Genomic DNA, 16,115 nt, shown 5'->3' on the forward strand with positions numbered 1-16,115 from the left:
TTCACGGCTCCGTGCCCTCGCTCACGGCAGGAGCTCGACGTACCCGTCCGTTCCGTGCACCCGGATGCGCTGTCCGTCCCGGATCAGGCGGGTGGCGTCATGGACGCCGACGACGGCCGGCAAGCCGTACTCACGGGCGATCACCGCACCATGGGTCATCTGGCCGCCGACCTCCGTGACCAGGCCCGCGATGCCGACGAACAGCGGGGACCAACTGGGGTCGGTGAACGGCGTGACGAGGATGTCACCCGCTTCGAGATCGGCGTCCGCCATGTCGATGACGACGCGGGCCCTTCCCTCCACGGTCCCGGTGGAGACCGGCACCCCGACCAGAGCGCCGGGCGGCGCGTCCTCGCGCCGGTACGCCCCGGTGAGGGCCTCACCGTCGGAGGTGAGCACCCGGGGCGGGGTGAGCCCCTGGAACGTGCGGAACTCCTCCTTGCGCCGCTCGACGAGTTCCCGGTCCGCGCGGCGGGTGCGCACGACCTCGTGCAGTTCCTGGAACGTGAGGAAGAAGACATCCTCCTTCTCGGCGAGCACACCGGCCCGCACCAGCCGCTCGGCCTCCCCCATCAGAGCCCGCTTGTAGACGAAATAGCGGCTGATGATCCCGTACTTCGGATACTCCCGGTATCCGATGAAGGTCCTGACCCGGTCGATCATCCGCTTGGTCTCGTCGGCTTTGGCGTCCCCGTCCGGCAGGGCCCGCAGGCGGGACAGCACCTCGGCCTCCTTCTCCTGCGCCCGCTGCCGGCCCTGCTCGAAGCGCCGCCCGGCCGCGCCCGGCTCGAAGCTCCTGACGTGGTCAAGGATCACGGGCACGAGCGTGCTGGGGCGTTCACTCCACCGCGGCCTGGTGATGTCGATCTCACCGACGCACCGCATGCCGTACCGGTCGAGGTAGCCCTGGATGGCGTCGCGCACCGCGATGCCGCCCTCGACCTTCGCCAGCTCGTCCAGGAAGTCGTCGTCCTGGACGCCGCGCAGGAACGCCACCACCTCCGGGTGCGGGCGGACCACGTCCGCGACGTCGAGCAGCGCCAGTCCCATCTCCGAGGTGATGTTGCCGGGCGCGGACAGGGTGAGCGTGTCAGCGGCGTTCTTCTCGCCCAGCCACTCCTCCAGGTGGTCGTTGAGCCACCACGTGGCCTCCATCCCCGCCATGATCGCCTGCATGCTCAGCGGATCGGAGAGGACCCGCTTGTGCTCGGCGAAGGCCTCCAGCAGGAAGTCGAACAGCTCCGGCCCGGTCTTCGCCGAGATGTCGTGCTCCAGGGCGGCGACAGAGGCCCGGCTTCGTTCGATCAGCTCGGTCACGATCGCCGGGTCGGTGGGGATCGGGGCGGGCGGGCCGCCGGCCGGCGGGCGGACGGGCGGCGCGTCCGGGAGCGAGGGGACGAAGTCGTCGCGGTCGAGGACGGTTTCCAGCGCGTCCCTGACCAGCGGTTCGCCCCGGCCGATCAGGTCCAGAAGGCCGGCGCGGGCCGTGGGCGAGGCCAGGCGCCCGGCGACGTCGACGAACAGTCTCCCGCCGGCGGCGTGCATCGGGGTCATGGCCGTCAGCTGCCACATGGACAGCCCCAGCGGCTTCATGGGGTCGGTCATCATCTGCTGATGTCCCACGGAGACGTAGACGCGGTTGTCCTGGTCGCCGCTGTCCGGAACGGGGAACAGCGTGGTGATCGGCCGGCTCTGCACGATCTGGAAGTCGTCGTCGGCCAGGCACCACTCGATGTCCTGCGGGCGACCGAAGTGCGCCTCGATCCGTCGCCCGAGGTCCACGAGCCGCACGACCTGTGCATCCGTCAGCGCGGGTTGCTCCTGCCGCGGAACGTCGATCGTGACTTCTTCGGTGCCACCGGCCGCGAGGGGCCGCACGGCACGCTGCTTGGCGGCGATCGTCTTCTCGACGACCTGACCGTCACGCACCTTGTAGACGTCCGGGTTCACCAGACCGGAGACCAGCGCCTCGCCGAGCCCGAACCCGGCGTCCACGGTGGCGACCTTCCGGTGGCCCGTGACCGGGTCGGCCGTGAACAGGATGCCGGACGCCTGGGGGAAGACCATCCGCTGGACGACCACGGCCATCTGGACCGTACGGTCGTCGATGCCGTTGCGCCGGCGGTAGGTGACGGCCCGCTCGGTGAACAGCGAGGCCCAGCAGCGGCTCACGTGCCGCAGGACCGCCTCCGCCCCGACGACGTTCAGGTAGGTGTCCTGCTGCCCGGCGAACGAGGCCGTCGGCAGGTCCTCGGCCGTCGCGCTGGAGCGGACGGCGTAGGCGGCGTGCGCGCCGTACGGGGCGAGCGCGCGGGTGATCTCCTCCGCGAGGTCGGCGGGGACGGCGATCCCCTCGACGGCCCGGCGGACATCCGCGCTGAGGCTGCGGATCGCCTCCCGGTCCTCCGGGTCCAGACGGGACAACTCCGCGAGCCGTTCGTCGATGGACGGCGCCTGCGCCATGACCCGCCGGAAGGCGTCCGTCGTCACGCAGATACCCGACGGCACCCGGACGCCCTCGATCCGCGAAAGCCCGCCCAGGTGCGCGCCCTTGCCGCCGACGAGCGCGACCTGCGACTCGTCCACGTCCTGAAGATCCAACACGTACTGCTCCACCACTGCGCTACCTCCGAGGCAACCGCGCTCTGTCGCACGACACCGGTCGATCGAATCACCGGCACCCTGAACTCCGTCGAACCTCTGCCGGGCATGTCGTCGTCCGCGGCCCCTCGCCGCATGGCCACCCGGCAGCTCAAGTCACGCCGCGTTCTCGCAGGTTGCGGCGTCGGCCCATGAGTCTGCGCCCTGACCGGGGCCTTGTGGCAAGCCCCCCTGTGCGCTATAACTTGAGAGAGGCAAGGAGAGATCTCTCCTTGCCTTTGCTGTTTGTACGGCCGCGGCGACCGCCACCGACGATCGCCGGCGGCGCGAGGTCCGACGCGACGTTCGACGGCGTTGCCGACGAGTGGCCGGCGCTCGGGCTCTTCCGTGAGGAGGATCTGCGCGCCCCGGTCAGTGTGCTGTCCGCCGGGCAGCAACGGCAGTTGCAGATCGGGCAGTTGATGACCGGGCCCGCGCTTCCCCGGGGAGCGGCTGGAGCCGTGCGGGCCCCGACAGCCCGCCACCGGCCGCTCCCCCGGGTCGCCGATCACTCGGCCGGGATCGCCTCCGTCTGGATCGCCTCCGTCGGCGGCAGGGTGCGGGTCAGGGCGAGTTCCCTGAACCACAGGGCGCTGTCCTTCGGCGTGCGGCGCTGGGTCTCGTAGTCGACGTGGACGATGCCGAAGCGCTTGGAGTAGCCGTAGCCCCATTCGAAGTTGTCCATCAGGGACCACACGAAGTAGCCGCGCAGATCGACACCGGCGGACAGGGCGCGATGGGCGGCGGTGAGGTGGCGGTGGAGGTAGTCCACGCGCTCGGGGTCGTGGACGGTGGGAGTGCCGTCGGGGCCGGTGGTGAGGTGGTCCTCGAAGGCGGCACCGTTCTCGGTGATGACCAGGGGCTGGTCCGGGAAGCGGGCGTGCAGGTCGAGGAGGAGCTCCTCCAGGCCGTCGGGGTCGATGTTCCAACCCATGGCGGTGTGCGGGCCGTCCTGCGGGAGGAACTCGACCTGGGGTGAGCCGGGCCAGGCGGAGCCGCCCATGTCCTTGTGGCCGTCGTTGGTGTGCCGCGGGCCCTTGCCGTCCCACAGGCGGACGGCGGTGGTGGCGTAGTAGTTGACGCCGAGCAGGTCCAGCGGCTGGTGGATGTCGGCGAGGTCGCCGTCCCGGACGAACGCCCAGTCGGTGACGGACGCCGTGTCGCTGAGCAGGTCCTTCGGGTAGTGGCCGCGCAACAGGGGTTCGGTGAAGGAGCGGTTGGCCAGCGCGTCGATGCGGCGTACGGCTTCGGCGGCGCCGTCGCCCTGTCCCCTCAGGACGTGGAAGTTGAGGGTGACGGAGTACTGGGGGGAGTTGGTGGCGACCGCCCTGAGCTGCTGGACGGCCAGCCCGTGGGCGAGGTTGAGGTGGTGGGCCGCAGTGAGCGCCGCGGCGCCGTCGGTGCGGCCGGGGGCGTGGGCACCGGAGCCGTAGCCGAGGTAGGCGGAGCACCACGGTTCGTTCAGCGTGGTCCAGATCGCGACGCGGTCACCGAGGGCCTCGCCGACGATGCGGGCGTAGTCGGCGAAGGCGAGAGCGGTGGCACGGTTGGTCCAGCCGCCCTCGTCCTCGAGCGCCTGGGGCAGGTCCCAGTGGTAGAGGGTGGCGACGGGGGTGATGCCCCGCTCCAGCAGCCCGTCGACCAACCGGCTGTAGAAGTCCAGGCCCTTGGGGTTGGCCGGGCCGCGGCCGGTGGGCTGGATGCGCGGCCAGGACAGGGAGAAGCGGTAGGCCCGCAGGCCGAGGGAGGCCATGAGGTCGAGGTCGTCCCCCAGGCGGTGGTAGTGGTCGGCGGCCACGTCACCGGTGTCGCCGTTCCAGGTTTTGCCGGGGGTGTGGGAGAAGGTGTCCCAGATGGAGGGACCGCGCCCGTCCTCGGTGGCGGCGCCTTCGATCTGGTAGGCGGCCGTCGCGGACCCGAGGAGGAAGTCGGCGGGGAACGACGGTCGGGCGTGGGTGTTTCCAGAGGTCGGCATGAACAGTGATGTTAACGTTAACACGCCCTGATGGCTTGCCCCGTGCCCAACTTTCGTCCCCACCTCGGCCCCGCGCTCCGACTCCGAGGCCACCCCGGCCCCGTCTCGTGCTCCGCCTTTGCCGCCGACTCGACCCTCCTGCCCCACCCCGCTGTCACCTTGCCTCCACCCCGCCCCCCTGCCCAGGAGTGCGCCCCGTGCCGACCTTCAGCAACCCCGTCCTCCCCGGACACCACCCCGATCCGTCGGTCTGCCGGGTCGGGGAGGACTACTACCTGGTCACCTCGTCGTTCGCGTACTTCCCCGGCCTGCCGGTCTTCCACAGCCGGGATCTGGTGACCTGGACGCCGCTGGGTCACGTGGTGGACCGCCCCTCCCAGGTGTCGCTGACCGGGCTGGACGTCTCGGACGGGCTGTGGGCCGCCACCGTCCGCCACCACGAGGGCACTTTCTACGTGGTCGTGACCCTGGCCAGGGGTCGCCAGGGCGGCGTCACATGCCTCTACACCGCCGAGGACCCCGCCGGCCCCTGGTCGGACCCGGTCCGGCTGGACGCCGAGGGCATCGACCCGTCCCTGTTCTTCGACGACGACGGCCGCTGCTGGTTCACCGCCTGCCGCGACGCGGCCGAGCCGCGTGTGACGGGCCCCGGCGAACTGTGGATGCGCGAACTCGACGTCCGCAGAAAGGTGTTGACCGGTCCCACGCACATCCTGTGGCACGGCGCGATGCGCGGCGCCTGGGTGGAGGCGCCGCACGTGTACAAGCGGGACGGGGTGTACCACCTGCTCGCCGCGGAGGGGGGCACCGAACACCATCACGCCGTGACCGCCGCCCGTGCCGACACCGTCACCGGCCCGTACGCCACCGACCCCAGGAGCCCCCTGCTCACCCACCGCCATCGCGGGGCGGCGGAACCGATCCACAACGTCGGTCATGTCGACCTCGTCGACACGCCCGCCGGTGAGACCTGGGCCGTCGCCCTGGGCACACGACCGGTCGACGGCACCCACACCCTGGGGCGCGAGACGTTCCTGGTCCCCGTCGAATGGACGGCGCGAGGGCCGGTCTTCGCGCCGGACACCGGACGGGTCCAGCTCATAGAACGGGTACCGGCGGGAACCACGGGGCAGGGCCGGCGCCAGGGCGGCACCGTCCGGGACGACTTCACCGCCCCCGGGCTCGGCCCGGAGTGGGCCGGACTGCGCGGACCGGTCGACGATCTCGTCGCGCCCCACCCCGGCACAGGCGGCCTGACCATCCGCCTGTCCCCCGAGCCCCTCACCTCCACCGGCACCCCCGCTTTCATCGCCCGCCGCCAGCAGCATCTGCGCATGCGCGCGAGCACCCGCCTCGGCCTCAGCGCCACCGCGCCGAGCCAGGAGGCGGGACTCGCCGTCTTCCAGAACCACCACCAGCACGCCACCGTGGCCCTCACCGTCGACACCGACGGCGCCCCGCAGGTCGTCCTCACGGTCCGGGAGGCGGGCGTCGCCTCCCGGCTCGCGGCGGTACCCGTCACGGACACCGAGGTGGTCCTCGCGGTGGACAGCGACGACTCCGCCTACACCTTCCTCGTCCACGACAACGCCGCCTGGACGACCCTGGGCAGCGTCGAACGCCCCTTCTTCAGCACCGAGCGCGCCGGTGGGTTCGTGGGCGTCCACCTCGGCCTGTACGGCATCGGCGACACCGGTGAGGCACACGTCAGGTGGTTCGAGTACAGCCCGGCTCAGCCGTAGCCGGTCCGCCGATCCTCAGCGGGCCGTACGGGGAGCCGCGGTACTGCGCCGTACGACGAGCTGCGGGGTGAGCTTCTCCCGGGCTGCCCGCTCCCCGCCCAGCCTCCGCACCAGCAGCTCGATGGCGCTGCTGCCGAGGTGGTCGAAGTCCTGGCGGACCGTGGTCAGGGCGGGGACGAGGTATCCGGCGCCCTTCATGTCGTCGAAGCCGACGAGGGACACGTCCTCGGGCACCCTCACACCCTGTTCCGCGAACGCCGCCAGCACGCCCATGGCCATCTGGTCGTTGCCCGCGAAGACGGCGGTCGGCAGCGCGGACCGGTCCGCACACAGCGCGTGCGCCAGCCGGAACCCGCTCTCCGCACTGAAGTCCCCTTCGAGCATGGCGCCTTCGCCTCCCCCGGCCGCCAGCTCGCCGCGCCAGCCCGTGACCCGGGCGCGCGCGTCGAAGGTGCGCAGGGCGCCGGTGAGATGGGCGATGTGCCGGTGCCCGAGGTCGAGCAGATGTCGTACGGCGAGCCGGGCGCCGAGTTCCTGGTCGACCTCGACGCAGCTCAGGTCGAGGTTGGGTACGCCGCCCGACATCACCACGGCCACCGGCACGTCCAGGACGAGGCTGGTCAGCGCCTCGACGGCGGCCGGCCGGTCGGCGACGACCGCGATGGCCTCCACCGACTGGTCGGTGAGCCGCTGCACCGTCTCCACCAGGTCACCGGTGCCGCTCTCGCCCTGCCGGCTCGCCAGGCTCACCCAGTACCCGGCCCGCTTGGCGGCCGCCTCCACGCCACTGAGGATGCGGGGCAGCTCGAACAGCTCCGCCCCGGTGATCACCACACCGATCGTCGAGGAACGGCGGCTCTTGAGGGCCCTGGCCACGCTGTTGCGGCGGTAGCCCAGCTTCTGGATCGCTGCCTCGACACGGGCCCGGGTCTCCGGCCGTACCGACGGATGGCCGTTGACGACCCGCGAGACGGTGATGTGCGAGACGCCGGCCTCCCGTGCCACGTCCATCATTCCTGGTGGCCGGTTCATGTCCCTCGTCCTCTGCCCTCGCCGCCGGCGCGCGGCCCTGCGCTCACCGCCGATACTGTCACGCGCCCCGGTGAGCGTCGCGCACGTCCCGCCGGTGGCGGAAGGTCATGCGCTTCCGGCTCGGGTAGCCTTCCGCGCACGACGACGTGACGCTCGGCACTCCCCGATTCCCCGGGCCGGGCATGCGCGATCATGACCCGTATGGAGCCCCGTTTCCTCGGTATCGCCGATCTGGTCGACGTCCCGCCCGTGGCGGTCGTGGTCGACGTCATGCGCGCTTTCACCGTGGCCGCCTGGGCCTTCGGCCAGGGGGCGGAGAAGATCGTGCTCGCCGGGGCCTTGGAGGAGGCGCTGGCACTCAAGGCGCGCCACCCGGACTGGGTGACCCTCAAGGACGGTCCGCCCACGCCCGGTTTCGACACGGTCAACTCACCTGGTCTGCTGCGGTCCATGGACCTCGCGGGACGGACCGTGGTGCAGAAGACCACAGCCGGCACGGTCGGCGCCCTCGCCGTCAGGGAGGCGCCCCTGGTGCTCTGCGCCAGTTTCGCGGTGGCCGGGGCCACGGCACGGGTCCTGCGGGCGCACGGGGGCGAGAACGTCACCTTCGTCGTCACCGGCGAGGACGGACAGGCCGACGAAGACCTGGCGTGCGCCCAGTACATCGCCCGGCGCGCCACCGAACCGCGCACGGACGCCACCGAGTTCCCCCGCCGTGCCACCGAACCGCGTACAGACGCCGCCGAGTTCCGCCGCCGCGCCACCGAACCCGGCACGGACGCCACCCAGTTCCTCCGCCGCGCCGCCGCCTCACGCGCCGCCGTCGAACTGTCGACGGGGGTACGCGAAGGGGTCCACCCCGACGACGTCGCGCTCTGTCTCGAACTGGACCGCTTCCCCTTCGCCATGGTGGCGACCCCGGAAGGCCCGCTGATGGTCCTCCGCCCACACACCCCGCCCGCGCCGACCGGCGGCGACCCGAGCTGACCACCGGCCCGGTGTTCTCAGGGAGCCACTCACTTCTCGTACGCCTGCTTCCAGCGCGCCCGATGACGGGTGTCGCCCTGCCCTCGGCCGTTGACCGCGAGCAGGGACAGCAGGCCGGCTCCGTTGTTCCACAGGCCGAGGAAGTCCCGGTGCACGGCGAGGATGTCGTGTTGCAGCGCGAACCGCTCGGAGGGGCGGCTGAACCGCGTGGTGGTCACGAACACGGCGACGTCCGCGCCGAAGTGCACCCGTGCCCCCAGCAGATCACGCAGTTCCCGGCTCGCGATCACGCTGGTCGGCGCGTACCGCTTGCACTGGATCACCACGCTGCGGCCGTCCGGGAGGCGACCGACGACGTCGGCCCCGTTGTCATGGGCGCCACCCACCCGCCGGACGTCGGTGAGTCCGTCCCGTCTGCACAGGTCCGCCACCAGCTCCTCGAACTCGGTGCCGGTCATCGCGTCCACCTCCGCGAGCGTGCGACGGCCGGCCTTGACCGCCTCCTCCTGCCGCCACAGCCGGTCCCGCCCCCGTACGAGCCGGTCCGTGCGCCACCACCACCAGCCCACCGCCCCCACGCCGCCGAGCACCACGGCCCCTATGACGTACGGCCACACCCGCGACCAGAAGACCACCAGCAGGAGCAGCAGCACACCGCCGCCCGTCGCTCCCGACCTCAGCCGCGCCGCCCGCCGTCTGCGGGCAGCCGCGCCCCGTCCACGCCCCGTCACGTCGAAGCCCTCCCCCACAGGTCCGTGTACCGCAGTGTGAACCGCCCGAGAGGGGGCGAAAAGGGGCGTGAGTCGGCCATGGCCGGATCAGCGGGCCGATGGCCGTGAGGCTCGGGCATGGGCAGGTCAGCGCCCGACCAGCGCGCACAAGGACGTTGTCGCCGGTCCTTCCCCCGCCGGCCCACCCCGGCACGTTGACAGGTGCCTGTCGACATGCTGTGATCAGGCGCTGCTCAGCCGGACCCCGTGCCCCGTCGCATACCGCTGGGCACCGGACCGGCCGCCACGAGACCCAGGGCGGCGCCCCTGAGAACAGAGCGAGGATCCATGCCGCAGCGCGCCGCGACCATCGTCGGCGGCGGCATCGGCGGACTCGCGGCGGCCATCGCCCTGCACCGCCGGGGCTGGCGCGTCGAGGTGCTGGAACGGGCCGGGGAGTTCACCGAGATCGGCGCCGGCATCTCCCTGTGGCCGAACGCGCTCCACGCGCTGGAGGCGCTCGGCCTGGCCGACGCCGTACGGGCGCTCGGCGCCGTGGAGGCCACCGGAGGTGTACGCGACGGCCGGGGCCGGTGGCTGTCCCGTACGGACAACGCGGAGCTGGCGCGCCGCTTCGGCCACCCCCTGCTGGTCCTGCACCGCGCGGACCTGCTGCGGGTGCTCGCCGAGGCGCTGCCCGCCGACAGCCTGCGGCCCGGCTGCGAGGTGTCCGCGGTCCGCGACGACGACGTCCCCGACAGCTCGGGCCTCGTCGTCGAGCACCGCGGCGGGCAGTCCCGGCCCGATCTCGTGGTCGGCGCCGACGGGCTGCGCAGTGTGGTGCGCGGTGCGCTGTGGCCCGACGCGGTCGGCCCCCGGTATGCCGGATACACCGCGTGGCGCATGGTCACCGAGCCCCTCGCCGAGCCGCCCGCCGAGGGCGCGGCGACCTGGGGGCGCGGCGAGCGGTTCGGCTACACGGCGTTGCCGGACGGCCGGATGTACTGCTTCGCGACCGCCTCGCTCCCGGCCGGGACAGCCTCCGGTTCGACCGAGTATGCCGAGCTGCTGCGGCGATTCGGCGCATGGCCGGACCCGATTCCCGCCCTCCTCGCCGCCGTCCCCGCGGACGCCGTACTGCGCCATGACCTCTACGACCTGCCGCCCCTGCCCGCCTTCACGCGCGGACGGGTCGCGCTGCTGGGCGACGCGGCCCACGCGATGACCCCCAATCTGGGCCAGGGCGCGTGCCAGGCGCTGGAGGACGCGGTCACCCTCGCCCACTGCCTCGACGGCACCCCGGACATCGCCGCCGCGCTCTCCTCGTACGACCTGCTGCGCCGCCCCCGCACTCAGGCCGTCGCGCGCCGCTCCGCCCGGCTCGGCACGATCGGCCAACTGTCGTGGCCGCCGGCGGTGTTGCTGCGTGACGCCGCCGCCCGGCTGACGCCGACGCGCGCGACGCTGCGTTCGATGACGCCGGTGCTGGGCTGGAGGGCGCCCGGCGAGGAAACGAGCGCGACGGGCGGCGGGAACCGCTGACACCGAACGGGGCTCTCTTCCACCGAGCGAGCGAGATCCCTTGAACCGAATGACACCCCTTGACGCCGAGCGAGACCGCCTGATGCCGAACGAGACCCTCTGATGCCGGACTGGACCTATCACCCGCTGCGTGGAGCTGCCGCCGCCGTGCTCGGTCGCCGCCGTTCGCAGCGGGCCGCGCTGGGGCTGCTGGCCCGGATCGGCTCCCGGCCGGTCGGCGCCCGGTTGATCGCCCGGGGGTTCGGCCACCGGCATCCGCCGCGCCGGCTCGCCGGGGACGTCGCCGGCGTCCCCGTGGCCGTCCGGCTCGGCATGTCCGTCCCGCCCTCGCTGGCGCGGGAGACGGTACGGGCCATGCCGCCGCTGGGCGCCGGATTCGTGGAGGTGGCGCCCGTGTCGGCGGCCGACGTACCGGCCGTACGTCAGGCCGCGGCCGGTCGTACGATCCCGCTGCTCGTCCGGACCGGGGACCACGCCGTCGAGGCCGCTCTCGCCCCGCATGTCGACGGGTTCACCGGCGCCGACCCGCGCATGGTCCCCGTCACGGACCCGTCGGTGACCGCCGCGGCCGCCGCGCTCGGGGAACCGGGCGCGGTCGTGCTCGCCCGGCCCGGGGTGCTCGTCGAGGCCGGGCCCGGTTGGTTCGCGCGGGTCGTCGAGGCGGCCACCGCGACCGCGCCCGCGCCGGGCCTGCGGGACGTGGGCCGCGATCCCCGCCGCTGGCCCGCCTGGTGGTGGGCGCTGCTCGTCGGACTGGGGATGACGGGCGCCGGGCTCGGGGCCGCGGCGATCACACTCGGGCCGGTGCTGCTCTGGTACGACCGCGACTACCTCGGTATGACGCTGCACGAGCTGCACGCCGCCAACCACCACCTCGTGCACTTCCTCCAGCACGACCGGATCACCATGGCCGGCACGATGGTGGCGATCGGCGCCCTCTACACCGGTCTCGCCCTGGGCGGCATCAGACGCGGCTGGCCCTGGGCCCGCGAGGTGTACCTGATCTCCGGGGCGATCGGCTTCCCCACCCTGTTCTACTTCCTGGGCACCGGCTTCGTGGAGCCCCTGCACACGGCCACCACCCTCGTGCTGTTCCCCATGTTCATGGCCGGGGTGCGCCGGACCCCGCACGCACCGCGGTGGCGGACCGCGCCCGAGGGGCCGGAATCGGAGCGCCGACGGGCGCTGACCGGCCAACTGCTGCTGATCGTCACGGGAGTCGGGTTGTTCATCGGCGGCGCGGTGGTCTCGGTGGTCGGCCTGACCGACGTCTTCGTACCGACCGATCTGACCTTCCTGGGCACCAGCGCGCAGGAGTTGGAAACGGTCAACGCCCGGCTCGTGCCATTCATCGCCCACGACCGCGCGGGGTTCGGCGGCGCCCTGATGTCCGCGGCGGTCGCGATCGTCCTGCTCAGCGCGTGGGGCTGGCGGCGCGGTGAGGCGTGGGTGTTCTGGACGCTGGCCGCGGCGGCGACCGCCGGATTCCTGCCCGCCGTGGTGGTCCACGGAGTCATCCACTACACCAGCTTCGTCCACCTCGCACCGGTCTTCATCGGCATCGCCCTGACCGGCACGGGCCTGCTGCTGGCGCGGCCGTACCTCTGCGCGAGGACGGCGACGACGAGGCCGGAGGGGTGACGGGCCGCCCCGGGGGCGGGCGGCGCCGGCAGGCGGAGCGTGGCCGACATCTCGGGCACGTGGTGCCACCTCCGCACCCAGGCGCCCCTCCCATCGCCAGGGGCTCGAACCACCACATCGCGGACGGGCGTTAGGCTTCGCCGGGCACGGACAGGACGGGGGGCCGGGGACATGGGATCCGAGGAAGCGGCGCGGTGGGGGACGACGCTCGACGCGGTCGTCGTGTACGCGCAAGGGGCGCTGTGCACACGGGTGGCTCGGGGTACGGTGCCGCCCGGCGGGCGGGTGCTGTTGACGGGGCTGCCGCGCTGTCTGGACCGCGGTTCCGTGCGGGCCCGCGTGGTGGGCGACTCGCCTGTGCGGGTCACCGAGGTGCGGATCGACATGGGTGCCGAGCCGGCCGACGCGGGGTCCGCGGACGGTCTGCGGCTGGAGAAGGAGCGGCTGGACGAGGCGTGTGACGCGGCCCGGGGGCGCCGTGACCGGCTCCTGGACCGGATCAAGGAGGTCACCGACCTCCACCCGATCCCCCCGGGCCGCAAGCGTGAGGACCCGCATCGCCGCACCCCCGCCGAGGCCTGGCTGACGCTCGCGGACTTCGTGGACGAGCGGCTGACGAGCCTGCACGATCGCCTCGCCGCCCTGGAGGAGCAGCTGCGCCGCCTGGAGCACGACCGCGCCGTCGCCACGGACCGGCTGCACCGTGCCTCCACCGACGCGCCGTCAGGACAGGTCCGCACCACGGTCGGTGCGGCCGTCACCCTCGACGGCACCGGCGAGGTGCTGCTGGAGGTCGAGTACGCGGTCCCGGGCGCCGTATGGGTCCCCGCCTACCGTCTGACCTACCGCCAGGGCGACGGCAGCGGCACCCTCGTGCTGCGGGCCGGCGTGGCCCAGCGCACCGGCGAGGACTGGACGGGTGTGCGTATCGCGCTGGCCACCGCCGACCTGAAGCGCCACACGGAGTTGCCGCGGCTGCGCTCGCTGCGGATCGGGCGCCGCCAGCCCGCCCCGGCACCGGCCGACTGGCGCGAGCCCCCGGCCGGGCTCGCCGACCTCTTCACCGCCTACGACTCGGCGGGCTCCCGACCGGATTCATCCGCCGAGCCCGAGGACCTGGCCGTCGGAGGGCTTGCCCTGCCCGTCGCCGGGGGCCCCGTTCCGCCACCCGCGCCACCGGCCTACGGTGGTGCGCCGCCCGCGCGGCCCGCCGCGCCCGGCAGTCTCCAGGCGATGCCTCCGCAGGCGGACCGGCTCCAGCCGAGCCCGCCCCTGTTCGCCGGTGCTCCCATGGCCGCGCCCGCCGCCATGCGGTCGGCTCCTTCGGGTGCGTTCGCCCCGCCCCCGCCCTCGGCCCCGCCCGTACCGGTGGCGGGTCCCCCGCAGCCCAGCGGCGCCGAACTCGACTACGCCGGACTCGTCCTGAGCGGTCCCGACGAGCCCGAGAACCGCAGGGGCCGGCTGTTCCCCGCCACCTCCTACGACCCGGTCGCCGTCGAGTACCGGCGCCGCGCCGAGACGGTGGCCGCGCTGCCCCTGCCCGGCCACGCCGTGCGCCCCCGGGAGTCGGCGGGCTCCTTCGACCACCGCTACGACGCCGTCGCCCGCGCCGACATCCCCTCGGACGGCACCTGGCACACCGTCACCGTCACGCAGATCCCGGTCGGTCTGCGGACCGAGTACGTCTGTGTGCCGTCGGTGGAGCAGCGGGTGTATCAGACGCTGGTGCTGTCCAACGCCACCGATCAGGCGCTGCTCGCCGGGCCCGTGGAGGTGGGTGTCGACGACGACTTCGTGCTGACCGCCGCACTGCCCACGCTCGCCCCGGGCAGGGTCCGCCGGATGGGACTCGGACCGGCGGAGGACATCGAGGTCACCCGGCGCACGAGCCTGCGGGAGTCGACGGCCGGGCTGCGCAACAACGTCACCGTGCTCGACCACGGCGTCCACGTGGAGCTTGCCAACCGGCTCGCCAGGCCCGTCACCGTGGAGGTCCGCGAGCAGGTGCCGGTCAGCAACGAGGCCGACGTCCGCATCGAGGAACGCGCCGACTGGACGGTCCCCCAGGACCACGAGGGACCCGACCACCTCGCGCCGGGCACCCGCCTCTGGCGCGTCGAACTGCCCGCCGGTGGCACTGCCGCCCGCGACGGCGGCTACGAGATCCGTGTCCCGGCCGCGAAGGCCCTCGTCGGCGGAAACCGCAGGAGCTGACCCACCATGCCCACGGACCTCGAACCGATCCCACTGCCCGTCACCGCCGTCACCTGCCTCGAAGACCGCGCCCAGGTCGAGCGCACCGCCGTGCTCGACCTCCGCGCCGGCGTCCAGCGGCTGCGCCTGGGCCCCGTCAGCGCGCTGGCCGTCGACCGCACCCTGCACGCCGAGCTGGCCGGTGACCATCCGGCGACCGTCCTCGACGCCAGGGTCGTGCGCACCTGGACACCGCGAGGACCACAGCCCGGCGCCGACGCCTCGGCCCTGCGGCTGCGCCTCCACGTGATCGAAGAGGAACGGTCCGCGCTGGAGCGCCGGCGGGACCGCCTGCGCGCCCGCCTCGACCTGCTGGGCCGCCTCGCCACCGACCTGCTGCGGGAGATCGGCGAAGGCACCGGCCACGGAGAGTCCGAGACCGCCCGTTGGAGCGCCGAACTGGACCGGGTGGACGAGGAACGCGACACCCATGGCGAGCATCTGCGCGCCGCCGAGGCCCAGTTGCGGACGCTCGCCACCGAACTCCAGGAGGCCGAGCGCGCCATCGAGCTCGCCGAACGGCGCCCCGCCGAGCTGGTCGGTCACGTGGAACTGACCGTCGAGGCCGCCGTCGCGGGTCCCGCCCGTCTGCGGCTGACCCACCTCACCGCGTGCGCCCTGTGGCGTCCCGCCTATCGTGCGGTGCTCGACGGGGACGCGCTCACGCTGGAGACCGACGCGATGGTCTGGCAACTCACCGGCGAGGACTGGTCGGACGTGCGCCTGACGCTGTCGACGGCCCGCTCGGCGCTGTCCACCGAGCCTCCCCGGCTCAGGGAGGACCGGCTGACCCTCACGGACCGCTCCCCCGCGGAGCGGCGCACGGTCGCCGTCGAACTGCGCGAGGAGGAGATCGCGGAACTCGGCCCGGCCTCGGTGCTCGGACTTCCGGGCGTGGACGACGGCGGCCGCACGCGCGTCCTGCACGCGCCCGCGCCCGTCTCCATCCCCTCAGACGGCCACGCCCACCGGGTACCGCTCTCGGTGGCCACCACGCCCGCACGCAGCGAGTACGCCTGCTCCCCGGAGCTGTCCCCGCTCGTCACCCACGTGGTGCGCGGCGACAACCCGACCGGTCACGCTCTCCTGGCCGGCCCGGTGGACCTCGTCGGCGCCGGCGGGTTCGGCGGCCGCGGCACCCTGGAGTTCACGGCTCCCGGCGCGCCGCTCCAGCTCGCGTTCGGCAGCCACGACGACTTCCGGGTGGTCCGCGAGGTGGAGGAGCACCGCGACACCGCGACCATGACCCAGCGCACCACCGTCACCCGCACGGTCCGGCTGCACCTGTCCCGCTTCTCCGCCCCGGGGGAGCAGGGCGAGCAGAAGGTGGCGCTGCGGGAGCGGATCCCGGTCTCCGAGGTCTCGGCGGTGGAGGTACGGCTGCGCGAGGAGGCCTGCTCCCCCGCCCCCGACGCGGTCGACGCCGAGGGCATCGCCCGCTGGGACATCGCCCTGCCGCCGAACGGCCGCCGCACGGTCACCCTCGTCTACGAGCTGTCGGCGAGCGGCAAGGTCAGCGGAGTGTGAGCGTGGCCCGCAGGGGCCGGTGGTCCAGCGGGACGCCGGGACCTCGCGGCGGCGAGCGCATGAGCG

General features: G+C 73.3%; 10 protein-coding genes. 6 read left to right on the forward strand and 4 right to left on the reverse strand.

Annotated features, from left to right (window positions below; translation table 11 throughout):
- Positions 1–21: 21 nt before the first annotated feature.
- Together rph and ACH41F_RS06395 are read right to left on the reverse strand one after the other, a co-directional pair.
- Entirely contained in the window at positions 22–2,619 is a 2,598-nt protein-coding gene (gene rph, locus ACH41F_RS06390; RefSeq protein ID WP_398833432.1) for a rifamycin-inactivating phosphotransferase, read from the reverse strand.
- 529 nt (positions 2,620–3,148) lie between these two features.
- Positions 3,149–4,615: a GH1 family beta-glucosidase gene (locus ACH41F_RS06395; RefSeq protein WP_398833434.1), complete on the reverse strand. Its 1,467-nt coding sequence runs from the start codon at positions 4,613–4,615 to the stop codon at positions 3,149–3,151.
- 197 nt (positions 4,616–4,812) lie between these two features.
- On the opposite strand from ACH41F_RS06395, the gene ACH41F_RS06400 reads away from it, so the two are divergent.
- A complete protein-coding gene (locus ACH41F_RS06400) occupies positions 4,813–6,357 on the forward strand; it encodes a glycoside hydrolase family 43 protein (RefSeq protein WP_398833436.1) in 1,545 nt (514 codons plus the stop codon).
- Positions 6,358–6,372: 15 nt separating this feature from the next.
- Here ACH41F_RS06400 and ACH41F_RS06405 read toward each other — a convergent pair whose 3' ends face one another.
- Positions 6,373–7,389 (reverse strand): LacI family DNA-binding transcriptional regulator, encoded by a 1,017-nt coding sequence (locus tag ACH41F_RS06405; protein ID WP_398833438.1) that lies wholly within the window; start codon positions 7,387–7,389, stop codon positions 6,373–6,375.
- Between the two features lie 201 nt (positions 7,390–7,590).
- On the opposite strand from ACH41F_RS06405, the gene ACH41F_RS06410 reads away from it, so the two are divergent.
- Positions 7,591–8,376, forward strand: a complete 786-nt coding sequence (locus ACH41F_RS06410; protein ID WP_398833439.1) for a 2-phosphosulfolactate phosphatase — start codon at positions 7,591–7,593, stop codon at positions 8,374–8,376.
- A 29-nt stretch (positions 8,377–8,405) separates the two neighbouring features.
- Here ACH41F_RS06410 and ACH41F_RS06415 read toward each other — a convergent pair whose 3' ends face one another.
- Complete coding sequence (locus tag ACH41F_RS06415; RefSeq protein ID WP_391232346.1) at positions 8,406–9,029, reverse strand: restriction endonuclease; 624 nt, start codon at positions 9,027–9,029, stop codon at positions 8,406–8,408.
- 405 nt (positions 9,030–9,434) lie between these two features.
- Between ACH41F_RS06415 and ACH41F_RS06420 the strand changes: the two genes are divergently transcribed.
- The 4 genes from ACH41F_RS06420 (at position 9,435) to ACH41F_RS06435 (ending at position 16,049) form a co-directional block, all read left to right on the forward strand.
- Positions 9,435–10,628 carry an FAD-dependent monooxygenase gene (locus ACH41F_RS06420; RefSeq protein WP_391232075.1) on the forward strand — a complete coding sequence of 398 codons (1,194 nt, stop codon included), beginning with the start codon at positions 9,435–9,437 and terminating at the stop codon, positions 10,626–10,628.
- A 102-nt stretch (positions 10,629–10,730) separates the two neighbouring features.
- On the forward strand, positions 10,731–12,269 hold the full coding sequence (locus tag ACH41F_RS06425) for a hypothetical protein (RefSeq protein WP_391232074.1): 1,539 nt from the start codon (positions 10,731–10,733) through the stop codon (positions 12,267–12,269).
- Positions 12,270–12,440: 171 nt separating this feature from the next.
- Positions 12,441–14,483 (forward strand): DUF4139 domain-containing protein, encoded by a 2,043-nt coding sequence (locus ACH41F_RS06430; RefSeq protein WP_398833442.1) that lies wholly within the window; start codon positions 12,441–12,443, stop codon positions 14,481–14,483.
- Between the two features lie 6 nt (positions 14,484–14,489).
- Entirely contained in the window at positions 14,490–16,049 is a 1,560-nt protein-coding gene (locus ACH41F_RS06435; protein WP_398833444.1) for a mucoidy inhibitor MuiA family protein, read from the forward strand.
- The last annotated feature ends 66 nt before the right edge of the window (positions 16,050–16,115 follow it).

The organism is Streptomyces sp. NPDC020489 (genome assembly GCF_044386545.1).
GTDB lineage: Bacteria > Actinomycetota > Actinomycetes > Streptomycetales > Streptomycetaceae > Streptomyces.

Bases quoted from the DNA above. Each gene is read 5' to 3' on its own strand.
- ACH41F_RS06435 (WP_398833444.1), top strand. From the start codon at position 14,490: ATGCCCACGGACCTCGAACCGATCCCACTGCCCGTCACCGCCGTCACC.
- ACH41F_RS06410 (WP_398833439.1), top strand. From the start codon at position 7,591: ATGGAGCCCCGTTTCCTCGGTATCGCCGATCTGGTCGACGTCCCGCCC.
- ACH41F_RS06395 (WP_398833434.1), bottom strand. From the start codon at position 4,615: ATGCCGACCTCTGGAAACACCCACGCCCGACCGTCGTTCCCCGCCGAC.
- ACH41F_RS06430 (WP_398833442.1), top strand. From the start codon at position 12,441: ATGGGATCCGAGGAAGCGGCGCGGTGGGGGACGACGCTCGACGCGGTC.
- ACH41F_RS06420 (WP_391232075.1), top strand. From the start codon at position 9,435: ATGCCGCAGCGCGCCGCGACCATCGTCGGCGGCGGCATCGGCGGACTC.
- ACH41F_RS06425 (WP_391232074.1), top strand. From the start codon at position 10,731: ATGCCGGACTGGACCTATCACCCGCTGCGTGGAGCTGCCGCCGCCGTG.
- ACH41F_RS06405 (WP_398833438.1), bottom strand. From the start codon at position 7,389: ATGAACCGGCCACCAGGAATGATGGACGTGGCACGGGAGGCCGGCGTC.